General features: G+C 45.0%; 12 protein-coding genes, 1 tRNA gene and 2 other annotated features. Of the genes, 11 read left to right on the top strand and 2 right to left on the bottom strand.

All coding sequences use genetic code 11. The annotated features are described in order from the left end of the window. Nucleotides 1-90: 90 nt before the first annotated feature. Nucleotides 91-1,056: a hypothetical protein gene (locus ACNFVB_RS06155; RefSeq protein WP_430738436.1), complete on the bottom strand. Its 966-nt coding sequence runs from the start codon at nt 1,054-1,056 to the stop codon at nt 91-93. Nucleotides 1,057-1,430: 374 nt separating this feature from the next. Between ACNFVB_RS06155 and ACNFVB_RS06150 the strand changes: the two genes are divergently transcribed. The 11 genes from ACNFVB_RS06150 to ACNFVB_RS06100 all read left to right on the top strand — a co-directional run bounded on the left by ACNFVB_RS06150 (nt 1,431) and on the right by ACNFVB_RS06100 (nt 16,853). Next, nucleotides 1,431-2,165, top strand: coding sequence for a glycerophosphodiester phosphodiesterase (locus tag ACNFVB_RS06150; RefSeq protein ID WP_430738435.1), 735 nt, complete (start codon nt 1,431-1,433; stop codon nt 2,163-2,165). A 259-nt stretch (nt 2,166-2,424) separates the two neighbouring features. Further along, nucleotides 2,425-3,822 carry a fatty acid desaturase gene (locus ACNFVB_RS06145; protein ID WP_430738434.1) on the top strand — a complete coding sequence of 466 codons (1,398 nt, stop codon included), beginning with the start codon at nt 2,425-2,427 and terminating at the stop codon, nt 3,820-3,822. Between the two features lie 120 nt (nt 3,823-3,942). Beyond that, on the top strand, nt 3,943-5,409 hold the full coding sequence (locus tag ACNFVB_RS06140; protein ID WP_430738433.1) for a protein adenylyltransferase SelO: 1,467 nt from the start codon (nt 3,943-3,945) through the stop codon (nt 5,407-5,409). A gap of 381 nt (nt 5,410-5,790) precedes the next feature. Further along, nucleotides 5,791-8,112 carry an NADP-dependent malic enzyme gene (locus ACNFVB_RS06135; RefSeq protein ID WP_430738432.1) on the top strand — a complete coding sequence of 774 codons (2,322 nt, stop codon included), beginning with the start codon at nt 5,791-5,793 and terminating at the stop codon, nt 8,110-8,112. Nucleotides 8,113-8,324: 212 nt separating this feature from the next. Beyond that, on the top strand, nt 8,325-9,512 hold the full coding sequence (locus ACNFVB_RS06130; protein WP_334222479.1) for a tRNA nucleotidyltransferase: 1,188 nt from the start codon (nt 8,325-8,327) through the stop codon (nt 9,510-9,512). Between the two features lie 98 nt (nt 9,513-9,610). After that, the gene (locus tag ACNFVB_RS06125) at nt 9,611-10,420 is read left to right on the top strand and encodes a pteridine reductase (protein ID WP_430738431.1); all 810 of its coding nucleotides are present in this window, start codon (nt 9,611-9,613) and stop codon (nt 10,418-10,420) included. Nucleotides 10,421-10,515: 95 nt separating this feature from the next. After that, nucleotides 10,516-10,592, top strand: a tRNA-Ile gene (locus tag ACNFVB_RS06120). Nucleotides 10,593-11,019: 427 nt separating this feature from the next. Next, a protein-coding gene (locus ACNFVB_RS06115; protein WP_430738428.1) for an IS3 family transposase occupies nt 11,020-12,239 on the top strand; the annotation gives its coding sequence in 2 pieces (ribosomal slippage) (nt 11,020-11,305 and nt 11,305-12,239; 1,221 coding nt in all). After that, nucleotides 11,295-11,411: a sequence feature (AL1L pseudoknot), on the top strand. It overlaps the preceding gene by 117 nt. Before the next feature lie 58 nt (nt 12,240-12,297). Beyond that, nucleotides 12,298-13,347 (top strand): tyrosine-type recombinase/integrase, encoded by a 1,050-nt coding sequence (locus ACNFVB_RS06110; RefSeq protein WP_430738430.1) that lies wholly within the window; start codon nt 12,298-12,300, stop codon nt 13,345-13,347. A 317-nt stretch (nt 13,348-13,664) separates the two neighbouring features. After that, nucleotides 13,665-15,659, top strand: coding sequence for an SIR2 family NAD-dependent protein deacylase (locus ACNFVB_RS06105; RefSeq protein WP_430738429.1), 1,995 nt, complete (start codon nt 13,665-13,667; stop codon nt 15,657-15,659). Beyond that, nucleotides 15,634-16,853, top strand: a protein-coding gene (locus ACNFVB_RS06100) for an IS3 family transposase (protein WP_430738428.1) whose coding sequence is annotated in 2 segments (ribosomal slippage) — nt 15,634-15,919 and nt 15,919-16,853 — 1,221 coding nt in all. Because the reading frame shifts where the segments join, the coding sequence is not laid out codon by codon here. Before ACNFVB_RS06105 ends, ACNFVB_RS06100 begins: the two co-directional genes overlap by 26 nt. Next, nucleotides 15,909-16,025, top strand: a sequence feature (AL1L pseudoknot). It overlaps the preceding gene by 117 nt. Nucleotides 16,854-16,901: 48 nt before the next feature. Here the strand turns inward: ACNFVB_RS06100 and ACNFVB_RS06095 are convergent. Next, nucleotides 16,902-17,399, bottom strand: coding sequence for an N-acetyltransferase family protein (locus ACNFVB_RS06095; RefSeq protein WP_430738427.1), 498 nt, complete (start codon nt 17,397-17,399; stop codon nt 16,902-16,904). Nucleotides 17,400-17,409: the final 10 nt, after the last annotated feature.

The raw sequence follows: 17,409 nt of genomic DNA, 5'->3' as shown, positions 1-17,409 counted from the left end.
GATATATACAAGCAAAAAAAGAACCCGTAACGTAAAGACGTTACGGGTTCTTTTCTTCTAAAAACCACTATCATTACTGATTTTTATGGATTAATAAGTAGCGCTTTCATCTTCGATAATGACCATATCGATGCTGTCATCTTCTGGCACTGCTTTTGGCGTCGCAGGTGCGGCAGGCTCACTGGGAGTCGCAGCACTGTTGGCTGCTGTACTGCTTGGCGAGCTAGTACCAGCGCTTTCATTTTGGTTATTGGTACTTGGCACCTCGATGGTCGGCGGCGTAGTAGGCTGGATCGGACGAATCGGCTCGACTGGTGTGGCAGCGCGCGGCTGACGCACAGGTGCTGACTGACGCTCATTATCTTGTGCAGTAGCGCGGCGTTCTGCTTCACGCTCGGCGCGGGCGGCATCCATCGCCGACTTAAACACAGAGCCTGCCATGACATCAGCCACGACAGTGAGAAGCGCGGGCCGACCTGCGATTCGCGTACTTACTTGCCCGCCTTGAGCGCCAACAACATAGGTAAAAGCGTCATCCACGAGCATGTTGTTATTGATACGAATGTTATTTTGCGCAAGACGAGATTGCAGGCTTGGCTGATTGTTGGCCGCTTGCACTTGACTGGCTTGATACAAATCCTCACTTGGGAGCGTCATACTGACGCTCGCCTGACACGTCGTCATGCCATTGCTGTTGGCTGCTTGTAGTACTGCTGCGTTTTGTACATCAATCACAACACCATTGGTCTTATCAGCAATGCTAGCGCCTGCAAGGCTGATCTCGGCGTCATTTGCATAATTGGCAGCGAGCGTCTGTGCTTGTTGATTGAGCGTATTTTTTAGTGTCGTTTTGAGGCGATCTTGCACCATGGGATCATCACAGCTGACCGCAGTAGCAGCAGCGTTTTCTGCGGCAGCCTCTTGCTCTGTCAGCTCAGCGGTCTCTGTCGTCCCTTCTTTTTCTGAGCGATCACAGCCGACAAGCGCTAAACCACATACCATGCCAATACCAGCCACTTTTTGCCACTTGCTCACACTCTTATTTGCTACGCTCATATGTATTTTGCTCCCAATTTACTAATTCGTACCGTCACTGACGGACAGTGATTGATGTTCAAACCAAAACCCTAGCTGCCAGCGGTTAAAACCAGATTATTATACGGTGTTTAGATGAAATGGTCATTAGTGTCTGCCATGGATATACAAATAACGTCCTTCATTCGCCACAAAACCTGCGTTTGGTTGCAAAAACATAACAATGACATATTTATATAGGGCGTGTCGAACATTTTGATTCATCAAAGGTCAAATTGAGCGCCCACCATTTTGATTCATTTTGGTTCGGCATTTGCTCAGATAGCAGTCGTAAATGTTGTTAGACCTCGCCTATCTCAGGCGATATGATGAGCCTAAAACACTCATTACTGTATATGATGATAAACTTTAAAAACACGCTGTTACTCGGTCATCGCGGCGCGCGCGGTGAAGCCTTAGAAAACACCTTACTTGGATTTCAGCATATCGGGCGTCTAAAAAATCATGGTTTGGCTGGTGTAGAGCTCGATGTCCAGCTAAGCGCTGATGGTCATTTAGTGATTTTTCACGATGAGGATTTGGCACGGATGTGTGGCCAGCAATCGCGTATTGCTCAGCTGACTCTAGCGGAGATCAGACGACACCTACAGCTTGGTCATCCTATTATCACCCTAGCGAGTATCGCCCAGACGTTGCACGAATTTTCTGTCATTGAGCTTGAGATCAAGACCCATGAGCGCACCGATTATACCGCCCTTATCCAAGCGCTGGCGCGCGATCTGATTGACACGCCGCTGATTCATTTACCGCTTGTACTAACCAGCTTTGACACCGAGTTGCATGTGCGTCTGCAGCGGCATCAGCAGCTAAAACGCCTACCGCGAGGTTTACTCATTCGCACCGCCGAAGCACTGGCTACCGCGACCAATACTGCTTTGCAGTTGGGCTGTGTACAGCTGGGCGTGCATTATCCGCTGCTGAGTCGAGCCATCATCGCTCATAGCCACCGTTACGACTTGCCTATGAGTGCGTGGACGGTCAATGATATCGACGCCATACAGCAGCTGGTCGACTGGCAGGTTGATGTCATCATCACCGACTTCCCCAGTCAGGTATTGGGCCGACAATAGGTTACGGTTGCGCTGTTAACTTCTTATTTATAGTTTCTGACTCTCCCTCAATTCTGAGACATGGGTTTTTGTACATATCTGCTGTAACACTTACACTTCTCCCTCATGTCTGATAAGTCTATCGCTATTTTGACCTATCCATTCTATAATCCATACAAGTTATTGTTATTTAGCAATATTTTTATAGTGTATAAATGTTCACTTTATTGTTTTTTTAGGGTAATATGGACGCTGAAATTAATACCGTTAGGGATATTACATGATTGCTAAAAAAGTCATAGGTTTACCACTTAAAGGCTTACGTCTCGCTATGAAGTCTGGTGATACGCTTATACAAAACGCTGGCACTCAAGCGCTACGTGTTAAGACATGGTTTGATAATAACAAGAGCAACACCAATACAGCAGCAGAAACTCAATCTGCGGCTACAAGCGTCTACAAGAATGCAAACTCTGTAGCCAACTATGAAGGTGTTGACCCTCTTGAGCTTGAATTCCAAAAGTCGCCCATTAATTTAGTACCTGCTATCTTTTTGATAGCAACGCCTATTGCAGCGGCAGTTATTACCCCTTGGTATTTATTGACTCATGAAGTCAGTGCGCCAGTCTGGGGTGTGTTTGGCGCCTTTATGGTCTGGACTGGCCTTAGTATTACCGCAGGCTATCACCGTCTGCTGTCGCACCGTGCGTATAAAGCCCATCCTATTGTCAAAAACTTTTTATTGCTTGGCGCAACCCTAGCGGTACAAGGATCAGCATTTGACTGGGTATCTGGGCACCGTAGCCATCATCGTCATGTCGATGATCGTATGGAAGACCCGTATTCAGCGCAGCGTGGGTTTTTCTTTAGTCACATTGGTTGGATGCTACGTAACTACCCTAGCGGCCGTTTTGATTACAAAAATATCCCTGATTTGACTAAAGATAAAGTGTTACAAATTCAGCATAAATACTATGGTCTTTGGGTGCTCGCGACTAACGTGGCTATGGTTGCTGCAGTTGGTTGGTTGATCGGTGACGTTTGGGGTACGCTGGTGTTAGCAGGCCTGCTACGTCTAGTGCTGACGCATCACTTTACCTTCTTTATCAACTCCTTGTGTCATATGTTTGGTACGCGCCCGTATACCGATACCAACAGTGCCCGTGATAACTTCTTTTTGGCGATATTTACATGGGGTGAAGGCTATCATAACTACCATCACTTCTTCCAATACGACTATCGTAATGGTGTCAAATGGTGGCAGTATGACCCAACCAAATGGCTGATCGCAGGGCTATCAAAGATCGGTCTGACCAGTGAGCTGCGTACGGTCGATGACACGACCATCAAGCATGCTGAAGTGCAAATGCAGTTTAAAAAAGCCCAGCAGCAGATCGAGACGGCGACGGCAGGTGGCATCGACATTCCTCATGCGATGAAAAACTTTCAAGATCGCATCAAGTCTGAATACGATGCCTTTATGAAGACCGTTGAAGAGTGGCAAGCGCTAAAAGCCAAAGCCATTGAACTAAAAAAGATTGAATGTGCTGATCGTTTGCATGAAGTAGATGAGAAGCTAAAACACGATTATGCAAAGATTGAACAAAAAATCCTTGAGCACAATAGCAACCTAAAAACTGCTTTTCGCTCAATCGGTCTTAGCAAAAAAGCCGCTTAGTTTTTACTAAGTTAGTATTAAAACTAGTATTTAAAAATTGCTACTTTTCTCCTACCCTCTAACTGTTATAGTTAGGGGGATTTTTTTGCTCAATTTATCGATAAAAAATAGGAAGCCGTTATGCGCTACCAAAATAGCTATGCCCAATTAGATCCGCGTCTATATCATAAGCAGCCACCAAGCGCTCTTAACAACCCGCGTGCCGGCCACTTCAACTCACAAGTCGCTGAGCAATTAGGCTGGTCAACTGATCAAGAGTTAATGGAGCGCTGGGTCGAAATCATCGGCGGAGAATATGTGCCTGAGGGTTTTGAGCCGCTGGCGATGGCTTATGCCGGTCATCAGTTTGGGCAATGGGCGGGACAACTGGGCGATGGGCGCGGGTTGCTTATGGCGCAAGTCATTGATCATAATGAGCAGCGACAAGACTTACATCTCAAAGGTATCGGTCTGACGCCCTACTCGCGTATGGGAGATGGGCGCGCGGTCCTTCGTAGTACCATTCGCGAGTATTTATGCGGTCACGCACTTACCCAGCTTGGCATCCCTTCCTCAAATGCTTTGGGCTTTGTCGTTTCTGATACACGTGTGCGCCGCGAACGCATGGAGGCTGGCGCTGCACTGATGCGGGTGGCAGACAGCCATATTCGCCTCGGCCATGTCGAGTGGATTGCAAGCTTTGCCCCTGATTTGCTCGGTGAGTTTACCGACTATATGATTGATACTTATTATCCAGAGTGCCGCGAGAGCGAGATACCTGTGCTCGCATTTTTGCAAGCCGTCGTTGCGCGGACGGCACGTATGATTGCCGATTGGCAGTTGATCGGCTTTGCTCATGGGGTAATGAATACTGACAATCTATCGATTACAGGCAGCACCTTAGACTTTGGGCCTTTTGGCTTTATGGAGCGCTTTAATCCGGCTTGGATTAATAACCACTCTGATCATACAGGACGTTACGCTTATCAGAACCAGCCCGCTATTGGTTATTGGAACCTAAACGTTTGGTTGCCTCACTTTATGCGTTTGGACGGCGTGACTCGTGAGACGCTTTCTGATTGCTTAGCGCCTTATGAAGCGACGTTTATGCAGCACTATCAGCAAGGACTGTGTCAAAAGCTTGGACTGCCGCATCGAAGCGAGAGCCTCAGTGTGGCTTTTGAGTGGTTGACTCTATTAGAAGACAACTTACTCGACTACACCAACAGCTTTCGGGCGCTGCTTGGCCTGCTGGCGCCAGAGGATTATCCATATGAGCATCAATTATTGACCACCATGACTGCTGAGTTAAGCCCTGAGGCGCAGCAAGTGTGGCAAGATTGGTCAGCGCGTTATATTAGCCTCATCGAGTCTTTAAAACTCGCAGAGGTACAGGCGACCATGCAAGCGCACAACCCTGTCTATGTGCTGCGTAATAGCATGGCACAAAGAGCCATTACGGCTGCAGAACAAGGTCAGTTTGAGGAAGTGGATCGCGTCTTCACCTTGCTTGCGCATCCCTATCAGGTACAGGATATCGCAACAGAGCTCGATACCCTGCCACCCGATCCTCATGCGCCGCAAATGCCGATTAGCTGTTCTTCATAATTGGTTTAGCCATTTAACACCTCAGGCCACACAAAACAGTGTCTTTGGCCTTTATAGACTGTAATATTTTGAGACATTATGAAATTAAGGTTGATATGTCATGGGGTTTTTTGGCATTATCAACCAGCGAAATAACGAATATCATTTTATTATATTATTCGCACAATCGGGCCGAGTTGACTAGGCAGTGAATTGCCAATAGTGCTAGAATAACGGTTTTCGCTCGATTGCTTTTTTGGCCTGATATTAAACTGCCGATCATAACCCTTTTAATGCCGATGTTCTCTTTGATTATTATCATTCAATAAGCGTTGAGACGGCGGCGTTATTTTTTTATCTCCATTTACTTTATTCCAATTTATTCCAACCATGGCAATTATTATGAATGACGATACCACTTTGAATACGGATACCCACAGTTCAGAAAAAGAGCAGTTTGAACAAGCTGCCTTGCACTATCATGAGTTTCCGCGCCCAGGTAAAATCTCAGTCACCCCTATCAAACAGCTGGCAAACCAGCGTGACTTGGCCTTGGCTTATTCGCCAGGGGTAGCAGTACCTTGTCTTGAAATCGAAAAAGATCCAAAGCTTGCTGCCAAATATACAGCTCGCAACAACTTAGTCGGCGTCATCACCAACGGTACTGCCGTCCTAGGTCTGGGTAACATCGGGCCTTTGGCGTCTAAGCCTGTGATGGAAGGTAAAGGGGTACTATTCAAAAAGTTTGCTGGCATTGATGTTTTTGATATCGAGATTGCCCAAAACGATCCAGACAAATTTATCGAAGCGGTTGCCTCTCTTGAGCCAACCTTTGGTGGTATCAACCTAGAAGACATCAAAGCCCCAGAATGCTTCAAAATCGAGCGCGAATTGCGCGAGCGTATGAACATTCCGGTGTTCCATGACGATCAGCACGGCACGTCTATCATCGTCGCGGCCGCCATGCTCAATGCTTTATTACTTACTGGCAAAAAAATCGAAGAAATCAAAGTGGTGTGCTCAGGCGCAGGTGCCGCTGCCATCTCTTGTCTAGATATCATCTGCGCGCTTGGCGTCGATAAAAACAACATCATCGTATCCGACTCTCGCGGTATCATCAGCACCAGCCGTGAAAATCTAGACGAAACCAAACAGCGCTATGCTCGTGACATCACCGCGACGTCTATCGAAGAAGTCATGGACGATGTCGATATGTTCTTGGGCTTATCAATGCCCGGCACCTTGACCGAAGATATGGTTCGCCGTATGGCAAAAGACCCAATCGTCTTTGCCCTTGCCAACCCAACCCCTGAAATCATGCCTGAGCTTGCGCATGCTGTCCGCCCTGACGTCATCATGGCGACTGGTCGCTCAGACTATCCAAACCAAGTAAACAACGCCCTTTGCTTCCCGTACATCTTCCGCGGCGCTCTAGATGTAGGCGCAACCGCAGTCAACGAAGAGATGAAAATCGCTTGTGTAAAAGCAATCGCTGCTATGGCACATGTCGAAGCCACCCCAACCAGCAACGTTAAAAACATCGAGCAGATGAAGAGCTTTGGCCGTGATTACTTAATTCCAGGCCCACTAGAGCCAAACCTCATCATCGAGATTGCCTCTGCCGTTGCCAAAGCCGCCATGGACTCAGGCGTTGCCACCTTGCCTATCGCTGACATGAACGCCTATCGTCAGAGCCTATCTGAGTTTGTCTATAACTCAGCGTTTGTGATGAAGCCTGTCTTTGCGCGTGCCAAAGCAGCACCAAAGCGTATCGTCTACTGTGAGGGTGAAGACAACAACGTCCTACTGGCAGTGCAAGTTGTGGTCGACGAAGCGCTTGCCCACCCTATCTTGGTCGGTCGCCCAGCTGTCATCGAAGATCATATCAAAAGACTCGGTCTGCGCTTAAAAGATGGTGAAAACATCACTATCGTCAATCAAGACGACGATCCACGCTACAAAGACTACTGGCAAGGATACTACGAGAAAAACAAACGCCGCGGCGTCAGTATCGAGCTTGCCCGCCGTGATGTGCGTCGCAAGACCACGCTAATTGGCTCGCTACTGGTAGACAATGGCGATGCAGATGGCATGATTTGTGGTACGTTTAGTCATTATCAATTGCACTTAGACTATGTCCAAAGTGTCATTGACAAAAAAGAAGGTGTTAGCGACTTTTATGCGATGAATGCGGTACTGATGCAAAATCGCAACATCTTTATCGCGGATACTTATATCCACGAAGACCCAACAGCAGAGCAATTGGCTGAGATGACCATCTTGGCCGTTGAGCAGCTACGTCGCTTCGGTATTACGCCTCGTGTCGCCCTCGTATCACACTCAAACTTCGGTACCTCAAACCGTGACAGCGCGGTGAAAATGCGCAAAGTCTATCAAATCTTGACCGACATGAACGTCGATTTTGAATTTGAAGGTGAGATGCAAGGTGATGCGGCGTTGAACGAAAACATTCGCCTAGAAGACATGCCATCAAGCCCACTAAAAGGCGCGGCGAACCTGCTGATATTGCCAACGCTAGATGCCGCAAACATCGCCTTCAACTTACTAAAAACCGCGACAAATAGCGCGTCTATCGGCCCTATCTTGTTGGGTAGCAGTAAGCCTATCCATATCCTAACACCATCAGCAACCGCGCGCCGTGTGGTCAACATGACAGCACTTGCCGTGACGGAAGCTCAGGATTTGGAAAGCGAAAACCAATAACGGGCTGATGATGTTTGTCGCATCGACATCCCTTCACTCGTTACTTCAAATTTCAAATATTGTACCAACGTAAAGGACGCTAACCTCTATGGATAGCGCTCCTCTGTTATACTAAAGCCAGCCATCGCCATTTCAGTGCGATGGCTGGTTTTTTATTGTCATTGACTGATGGCACATATCAGTCCTAACTTGCGCGATAATACGAGGCTATCATGCAGATTTATCTTGTTGGCGGAGCCGTCCGCGACCAGCTACTAGGACGACCTATCAAGGACAAAGACTACGTCGTCGTGGGCGCGACAGTAGCACAGATGCTCAGTGCTGGGTTTGTACAAGTAGGCGCAGACTTTCCGGTGTTTTTGCATCCAAAAACGCATGAAGAGTATGCGCTAGCGCGTACTGAGCGCAAACAAGGCGTCGGCTATCAAGGCTTTAGTATCCATGCCAGCATCGATGTTACTTTGCAAGAAGACTTGCAGCGCCGTGATCTGACCATCAATGCAATGGCGATAGAAGTCACTAGCCTAACCGATGACACGCCGCTGACAGGCGAGGTGCTCGACTACTACGGCGGATTGGATGATCTTGCGAATAAGACCTTGCGTCATGTCTCACCTGCGTTTAGTGAAGACCCTTTACGGGTACTGCGCACCGCACGATTTTATGGGCGTTATTATGACTTGGGCTTTACCATCGCTGAGGAGACACTGGCATTGATGCGCCAACTGGTCCACTCAGGAGAGCTTGCTCACCTCAGTAGTGAGCGCATTTGGCAAGAATCGAGCCGCGCGATGATGCAGCTCTCCCCGCATGTGTACTGGCAGCAGTTGTTTGATATCGGTGCACTTACCGAGTATTTTGCGCCATTACATGGCGCTTGGAATAATACGCATATAAGAGAGACGGTACAGACGGCACTATATTTTGCTGGTCAAATGCAGCTGAATTTATCACAGCGCTGGGCGCTACTGATGACGAGCCTGAGCGCTGATGCGTTTACAAATGCTCTCACAGACTCTAGCGTTGAGACTGCCTCTGCGACAAAAAATATCAACCAAATTGGCAACATGGTCAAAGTGCCCAAAGTACATACTCAATTTGCCAATTTATTTGTCCAGCAGCTCCCTACCCTAGCCGCTATCAATGAGCTGGATGCCGCTGAAAGAATTGACCTCATACAAGCCTGCGGCGCTCATAAAGCACCTGAGAAGCTCTCACAGCTGTTGGTATGTAGTCATACTTTTCAGTTGGCAAAGCAGCATCGGCAAATGATGCTGGCTCTCAATAGTTTTCACGCGATTGGTATGGAAGATATCGAAGCCGGACTTCGAGGGCCAGAAATTGGTGCAGCATTACGGCAAGCGCGCATAGATCACCTGGACACTCAGCACCCCTCTTAAGTGAGGATAACCGAACCGTCAAAGTGCGTCCTGATATAACTCTTAAGATATAGTACTGCTACGACTTTACTCCTTTATACCAAAAATACAGATAGACTATGAATCAAGCCGTTATCCCTATTCAGTCGGCAACTGCCAGCGCAGGCTCGCCTGTCATGCTCATTACTGGCAGCGCCAAACGTATCGGAGCTGCTATTATTAAAGCGGCGCATACTCAAGGCTACCGAGTCATTATCCACTGTCGTCACAGTGAGCAGCAAGCAAAGGCGCTCACTGCCGATCTCAATCGCCGCCGTCCTGATAGCGCGGCGATGATCGTCGCTGACTTAAAGCTGGTCAATGAGCCTAAGCGCCTAAACGACTTTGTAGCGAACATCATATTCTGTTTTGGTCAGTTGGATGTATTGGTGCATAACGCCTCGCGTTTTTATCCTACTCCCCTTGGTAGCATTAATACTCAGCAGTGGGACGAGCTGTTTTTGACCAATGCCAAAGCGCCGTTATTACTCAGTCAAGCATTCTTGCCTTATCTGCAAACTCAGCACGGCTGCATCATTAGTTTGCTAGACATCCATGCTCATGATAGGCCATTTAAAGGCTATAGCGCTTATAATATGGCAAAGGCAGCGCATCGTATGATGGTACAGTCCTTGGCGCTTGAGATGGCACCTAGCGTACGGGTCAATGGTATCGCGCCAGGCGTCAATATACTGCCCGACGCTGATAGTGATCAGGCTCTCAATGATGATGAACAAAAGAACATTCTCAGCTCTATACCGATGCAGCGTATTGGTCGCCCTGATGAGATAGCCCATAGCGTGCTGTATCTAGCACGGGCCAGCTACGTCACTGGCGAGATAATTACCGTTGATGGAGGGCGCAGTCTCACCTTGGCTGGCAGTATTTGATAAAAAGATAAAGATTTGGGCACAATATCTCTATTACTTCCTATCTTTTACTTGAAAATTTAAAAAAATCAGGTATCATTGTGCGTCTAACGTTAGGGCCCATAGCTCAGTTGGTTAGAGCAGAGGACTCATAATCCTTTGGTCGTAGGTTCAAGTCCTACTGGGCCCACCAAATTCAAACCCTTACAAGCATTGGCTTGTGAGGGTTTTTTATTGCTTAAATTTCATGAAATCACATTGAGGTAATTAATTTTTTGATACTATCTTGATACTTTGACCCTTGTAGTAATTAAAGTATGATGACTACTAACACTATGGTTATGTACTGCTGCATGGGTGATATATGAAAGTTAAACTTACCAAAAAACTTATCGATTCAGTAGACTATACCGCTAAAGGTACTGAAATCTATATGGACGATGTACTAACTGGTTTTGCGCTACGGGTGGGCAAACAGTCAAAGCGCTATACATTGCATAAGCGCATCAATGGAAAGCTGTATAGAGACGAAGTAGAAGAAACACACTTGATTACGCTAACCGAAGCGCGTGAACCGCCCCGGTATTGTCGGAGACTCAACATTCTGAGAGAATACGACAATGAAAAGACAAACCTACACTCCTGAGATTAAAGAACGCGCCGTTCGCATGCTGATTGAAGCGTCGAGCGACTATCCTTCTACATGGTCAGCCATTCAAGCCATTGCACCTAAGATTGGCTGCACGCCTGAAACCCTGCGATCCTGGCATAAAAAGCACATCGATCAAACCATTCCTGCCTCAGTGCAAGCTCAAAGCCAAGATCAACGTATTAAAGAGCTTGAACGCGAAAACAAAGAGCTCAAGCAAGCCAATGAGATTATACGTAAGGCTGCCGCTTTTTTCGCCCAGGCGGAGCTCGACCGCCCACCGAAATAATGGTCGATTTTATTGATGTTAACAAGCAAGAATATGGGATCGAGCCAATCTGTAGAGTACTACCGATTGCCCCGTCAACTTATTATCGTGCTCAAGCCTTAAGCGACAACCCACACAAGCGTTCACTGCGCAGTCAGCATGACGCCTATTACATCGGTGAGATTAAACGTATCTGGCAGGACAGTAAATGCCGTTACGGCGCTCGTAAGGTCTGGCAGCGGATGAAAGCGGACGGGCTACAGGTTGCTCGTTGTACGGTAGAGCGTTTAATGAAGCAGTATGGTATGCAAGGCATCTGGCGCGGTAAGGGCAAGATCACCACCAACAGCCGTGATGACCAAAAACGCGCTGATGACCTAGTTAATCGTAACTTTAATGCCCATCGTCCTAATCAGCTATGGGTAGCTGACTTTACCTATATAAAAACGACTAGCGGCTGGGTATATACCGCCTTTATCATTGACGTGTTTGCTCGCGTTATCGTTGGCTGGAAGGTGTCTAACCGTATGAACACCGATATGGTGATGGCGGCATTAAACCAAGCAATAGCAGATAGAAACCATCCCAAAGATGTCATTCATCACAGTGATCGAGGGGTTCAGTACTTATCAATTCGCTACACTGATAAGATGACGGACTGCGGTGTTATTGCTTCTGTCGGTACAACTGGCGACTCTTATGACAACGCATTGGCTGAGACGGTCAATGGGCTTTACAAGTCTGAGGTGATTCATTATTTAAAGCAGAACTGGACTGGTGTGAACGATGTTGAACTGGCAACCCTTGAATGGGTGGATTGGTTCAACAAAATACGACTGCATAGTACGATTGGATATGTGTCACCCTTTGAGTTTGAAAAGCGGTATTATGATAATTTAATCCTGTCAGGCATTACTGCCTGACTCAAGTAAATCAGCCTCCGATAAAGTCGGGGCGGTTCAGCGTGAAAAAGCCAGCATAATGATGGCAAATATAAAAAAAGGTATGCATGTTTATGACGGGCTTCATGAGAACTTGGAAGAGCCTAAAGATAAGACTAATAACGTACCAACCCTCAAGGAGGCATATGACTATTTCAAATCAACAAAGACGGGCTTAGCTAAAGGCACTATTACCACTTATGACCGTCAAATACTAAATAAGCTGAAAGACTGGCTAAATATCTCTTTAAATGATATCACTAAGTCAATGATAAGTGATAAACATAAAGAGATAAGCAAGCATAGCGAAGCTCAGGCTAATGCAACTATGAGAGCTCTGAGATCCATTTGGAATTATTGCCGTGATAGCTTTTTAGATGATGACGAAGACTTTTTAATCAAAGAGCAACCTATACGTATACTCAATGCTAAGAAAGACTGGAATAGAGTTAAGCCACGTACCAAACATATCGAAGAAGAATATTTAGGTACGTACATCAAAACGCTTTTAAGTTATGTTGATAGAAGCTCACACATGCAAGCGCCTCATAGCAATAATGCACGAGATATCATGCTACTTTTTATGTTCACTGGTGTGCGTTTAAACGAAGCCCAGTCCTTAAAATGGTCTGACATTGACCTTAAAGCGGGCAGGATAATATTTAAAGATACCAAAAACGGTTCTGATTATCATATGCCTACTAGTAATATTTTACAGGCTCTACTCGAAGAAAGGTGGAGGTTGAGCTCAGGCAAGCAATGGGTATTCCCAAGTGACTTGCAAGCCAGCGATGACCATATAAAAGACTTAAGCGGTAGTTATAAGGCCATAGGTAATCAAGCAAACATATATATTACGCCACATGATTTGCGCCGTACTTTCGGAACGGTAGCCAATAGTTTAAATATCAGCTATCCAGTCCTCAAACGCTTGCTCAATCATCGTGAAGCTAAATCAAGCGATGATGTTACCTTACAGTATGTGCAGGTGTCACAGCGGCAACTAAGAGACGCTTTAAACTCAATAGAAGCTTTTTATTGTAAGCATGCTGGCATGACGCAAGATGAAATCATCATTAAATATTACTAATTTAATAAGGACTTAAAAATATCATCAGCTGATTTAGTAAGAACAAGCCGTGATGGCGTCCAGTCCCATTACCTATACTCATTTATAATAGCTCTATTACTGTCGTTTGCAAGAGTTTAACCAACGTAATTAGCGCTTCTCTGTGATGGGTTTTACTACTACTCTATTTTATAAGCAGTATACTTCTTAGTATGATAAATTGGACTGTCATAGCAGTGAGAACAGTCATTGTTTGATTGTGCTTTACGTTCAATTTTGGGTACGCTGTTTTTAACTGAATATAATGATAAATATTTAACTATTTACGAGTAGCCATTATGAGTATTGAAAGCTTACCCGACTATCCATTACTAAAAAAGCTCGCCGAAGCTCTTTGGCGAAATGAAACGTCATATCAAGGCGCTGCTATTATGGTGGGCTCTGGTTTTAGTAGAAGCGCTGCTAGTAGTGGTGATATAAATAGTAAGTTACCCTTGTGGAATGACCTTCTAAAGGTACTATCAAAAGATTTAGGATCCGATCCATGGGGCGATCCTCTACGAATCGCTGAGGAATATAGTTCTTACTTCGGCAAACAAGCATTGAAGGATGTAATAGAGCAAACTGTTAATGACCCTGCATGGATACCAGGCGATTTATACGGCTCATTGTTAAAGCTGCCTTGGACGGAAGTGCTTACAACTAATTGGGATACGCTGTTAGAACGGGCAGCATCTGATATCTATAAACCCATCTACAGTACTGTCAATAAACCTGAAGATCTATCCTCTTCTCGCTCTCCTAGAATCGTAAAATTACATGGCACAGTACAAATTTCTCATAATCTGATATTTACTCAAGAAGATTATCGACAATATCCAAAGACTCATGCAGCATTTGTAAACCTAGCTCGTCAAATATTTATCGAAAATGAGTTTTGCTTACTAGGATTTTCAGGTGATGATCCTAATTTTTTACAATGGGTTGGATGGGTAAGAGATAACTTAGCTAGTCATGCTCGTCGAATTTACTTAGTGGGCGCCTTAGATCTGAGTCCAGCTAAGCGCAAATACTTAGAGTCAATCAATGTGGCACCTATTGATTTATCAAGTCTAGTTAAACACTTGGACAACCATGATGAAAAACATCGTGAAGCAACAAAGATGTTTCTCGACACTCTTCAGATACTTAAGCCTAAAGATAGCTGGAATTGGCAACCAACTTCGATTACCTGTAAAACTATTCCAGAAAACGAAATAGGTAGAGTCCATAAGGATCATAGCTATGCAGCAACGTTACTTGAGAATCAGTTAGATCAACTTATTAAAGATAGAGAGTCTTATCCAGGATGGTTGGTATGCCCGTCTAATATACGGTGGAGCTTACAAAATCAGATTACCGATCCTTTTCCAAACTCTAAAAACTTAGCTGAGATGGAACCTAATTTGCGTTCAAAGATGCTTTACGAAATCGTATGGCGTAATACCATCACATTCAGCGTAAATGCCATACATTTAGCTGAAGAGCTTCTAGAAATTTGTGATCCTTCTCAACCTAGTGGACTAACCAGCAAACAGCAGATTGAAATAGCTTTGTGGCTTTTTAGAAGTACACGCTGGTTTGATAATAACGATTATAAAAAGATCAATTCAAGAGTAGCTCATATTTTAGATGCAGTTAAACTGACTTCCTCAGAAGTAAAAAACGAAATAAACTATCATAAAGCCATTTTAGCTAGAGAAAGCTTCGATTACTCTGGTTTAGAAGAATTAGTTGAAGATATTGAAGCCATAGACCCATCATGGAACATGAAAAAAGCATCACTTCTAGCCGAGATGGGAAGGTTTGATGAAGGTGAGTTACTTTTAAAGGATGCTTATAAAAATCTGAAGCTACAATCTCGAAATGAACCATTATCAGTTTATGTCTTATCTCGTTTAGCTTGGGTAAGTTTTCTTCTACAAGGAGCTGATTTCTTTAATCGTAATGATCTAGAAGTAAGGCCTAATGATTTTGATTATATGCACTCAAACCCTTGGAGTTATCTTGAACATATCAGGAAACAGTTATCAAAAGCATTAGAAAAAGAAGCTAAAATTAATAGTGTAGAGCCTTCCTTTAAGCCTGGAGTATATACGGATCATTCAAAGTCACATTCATTTAGTAATGAATTACACCCTACTTTACTTGTCGAAGGACTTACTAATACGGTAGGTATTCCTATCAGGTGGAAAAATGTAAATCTTATTGTAGATATTGAACCGCCCCGGTATTGTCGGAGACTCAACATTCTGAGAGAATACGACAATGAAAAGACAAACCTACACTCCTGAGATTAAAGAACGCGCCGTTCGCATGCTGATTGAAGCGTCGAGCGACTATCCTTCTACATGGTCAGCCATTCAAGCCATTGCACCTAAGATTGGCTGCACGCCTGAAACCCTGCGATCCTGGCATAAAAAGCACATCGATCAAACCATTCCTGCCTCAGTGCAAGCTCAAAGCCAAGATCAACGTATTAAAGAGCTTGAACGCGAAAACAAAGAGCTCAAGCAAGCCAATGAGATTATACGTAAGGCTGCCGCTTTTTTCGCCCAGGCGGAGCTCGACCGCCCACCGAAATAATGGTCGATTTTATTGATGTTAACAAGCAAGAATATGGGATCGAGCCAATCTGTAGAGTACTACCGATTGCCCCGTCAACTTATTATCGTGCTCAAGCCTTAAGCGACAACCCACACAAGCGTTCACTGCGCAGTCAGCATGACGCCTATTACATCGGTGAGATTAAACGTATCTGGCAGGACAGTAAATGCCGTTACGGCGCTCGTAAGGTCTGGCAGCGGATGAAAGCGGACGGGCTACAGGTTGCTCGTTGTACGGTAGAGCGTTTAATGAAGCAGTATGGTATGCAAGGCATCTGGCGCGGTAAGGGCAAGATCACCACCAACAGCCGTGATGACCAAAAACGCGCTGATGACCTAGTTAATCGTAACTTTAATGCCCATCGTCCTAATCAGCTATGGGTAGCTGACTTTACCTATATAAAAACGACTAGCGGCTGGGTATATACCGCCTTTATCATTGACGTGTTTGCTCGCGTTATCGTTGGCTGGAAGGTGTCTAACCGTATGAACACCGATATGGTGATGGCGGCATTAAACCAAGCAATAGCAGATAGAAACCATCCCAAAGATGTCATTCATCACAGTGATCGAGGGGTTCAGTACTTATCAATTCGCTACACTGATAAGATGACGGACTGCGGTGTTATTGCTTCTGTCGGTACAACTGGCGACTCTTATGACAACGCATTGGCTGAGACGGTCAATGGGCTTTACAAGTCTGAGGTGATTCATTATTTAAAGCAGAACTGGACTGGTGTGAACGATGTTGAACTGGCAACCCTTGAATGGGTGGATTGGTTCAACAAAATACGACTGCATAGTACGATTGGATATGTGTCACCCTTTGAGTTTGAAAAGCGGTATTATGATAATTTAATCCTGTCAGGCATTACTGCCTGACTCAAGTAAATCAGCCTCCGATAAAGTCGGGGCGGTTCATAACAGATATTAGAGTAATTTTATCATTCTAACATCTGTTATTTTGGTGCCCTCGTATAGCTCTTCATGACATTGGCTATCAGACTCAAAACCAAATTTTTCATAGAAACTAATCGCAGATAGATTGGTTTGTAAAACCCATAAAGATAGACTAGAGCAGATATTACACTGAAAAGCATCAATTAAAGCTGCATTAATTAACTTAGTACCTATACCTAAATTCTGATATTGAGGTAAAAGATATAGAGTGGTTATTTCACACTCATGATCTTTCTTAAAGTAAGAAATAAACCCTACAGTGGTATTCTCAGTATCATATGCTACCCATGTGTTTACACCAGGGCTAGGTAATATTTTTTCCCACATCTCCATCTTTTGAGTTAAGTTATTTTCTTTGTTTCTATACGTTTCGGGTAAAAGGTTCGAATACGTAGCATTCCAACTTTCAAAGTGTATATGAGCAATATCTGCTGCATCGTTCTGGTCTGCTTTCCTTATAAAAAACATGGGGTACTCC

Source organism: Psychrobacter sp. VH5 (genome assembly GCF_050572635.1).
Taxonomy (GTDB): domain Bacteria; phylum Pseudomonadota; class Gammaproteobacteria; order Pseudomonadales; family Moraxellaceae; genus Psychrobacter; species Psychrobacter celer.
The sequence above is the reverse complement of the archived record's forward strand: the minus strand, read 5'-3'. Positions and strand labels throughout refer to the sequence as shown.

Excerpts from the sequence above, each read along its gene's own strand:
- ACNFVB_RS06125 (WP_430738431.1), top strand. The coding sequence starts at position 9,611 with ATGAATCAAGCCGTTATCCCTATTCAGTCGGCAACTGCCAGCGCAGGC.
- ACNFVB_RS06110 (WP_430738430.1), top strand. The coding sequence starts at position 12,298 with ATGATGGCAAATATAAAAAAAGGTATGCATGTTTATGACGGGCTTCAT.
- ACNFVB_RS06095 (WP_430738427.1), bottom strand. The coding sequence starts at position 17,399 with ATGTTTTTTATAAGGAAAGCAGACCAGAACGATGCAGCAGATATTGCT.
- ACNFVB_RS06135 (WP_430738432.1), top strand. The coding sequence starts at position 5,791 with ATGAATGACGATACCACTTTGAATACGGATACCCACAGTTCAGAAAAA.
- ACNFVB_RS06145 (WP_430738434.1), top strand. The coding sequence starts at position 2,425 with ATGATTGCTAAAAAAGTCATAGGTTTACCACTTAAAGGCTTACGTCTC.
- ACNFVB_RS06105 (WP_430738429.1), top strand. The coding sequence starts at position 13,665 with ATGAGTATTGAAAGCTTACCCGACTATCCATTACTAAAAAAGCTCGCC.
- ACNFVB_RS06140 (WP_430738433.1), top strand. The coding sequence starts at position 3,943 with ATGCGCTACCAAAATAGCTATGCCCAATTAGATCCGCGTCTATATCAT.
- ACNFVB_RS06155 (WP_430738436.1), bottom strand. The coding sequence starts at position 1,056 with ATGAGCGTAGCAAATAAGAGTGTGAGCAAGTGGCAAAAAGTGGCTGGT.
- ACNFVB_RS06150 (WP_430738435.1), top strand. The coding sequence starts at position 1,431 with ATGATGATAAACTTTAAAAACACGCTGTTACTCGGTCATCGCGGCGCG.
- ACNFVB_RS06130 (WP_334222479.1), top strand. The coding sequence starts at position 8,325 with ATGCAGATTTATCTTGTTGGCGGAGCCGTCCGCGACCAGCTACTAGGA.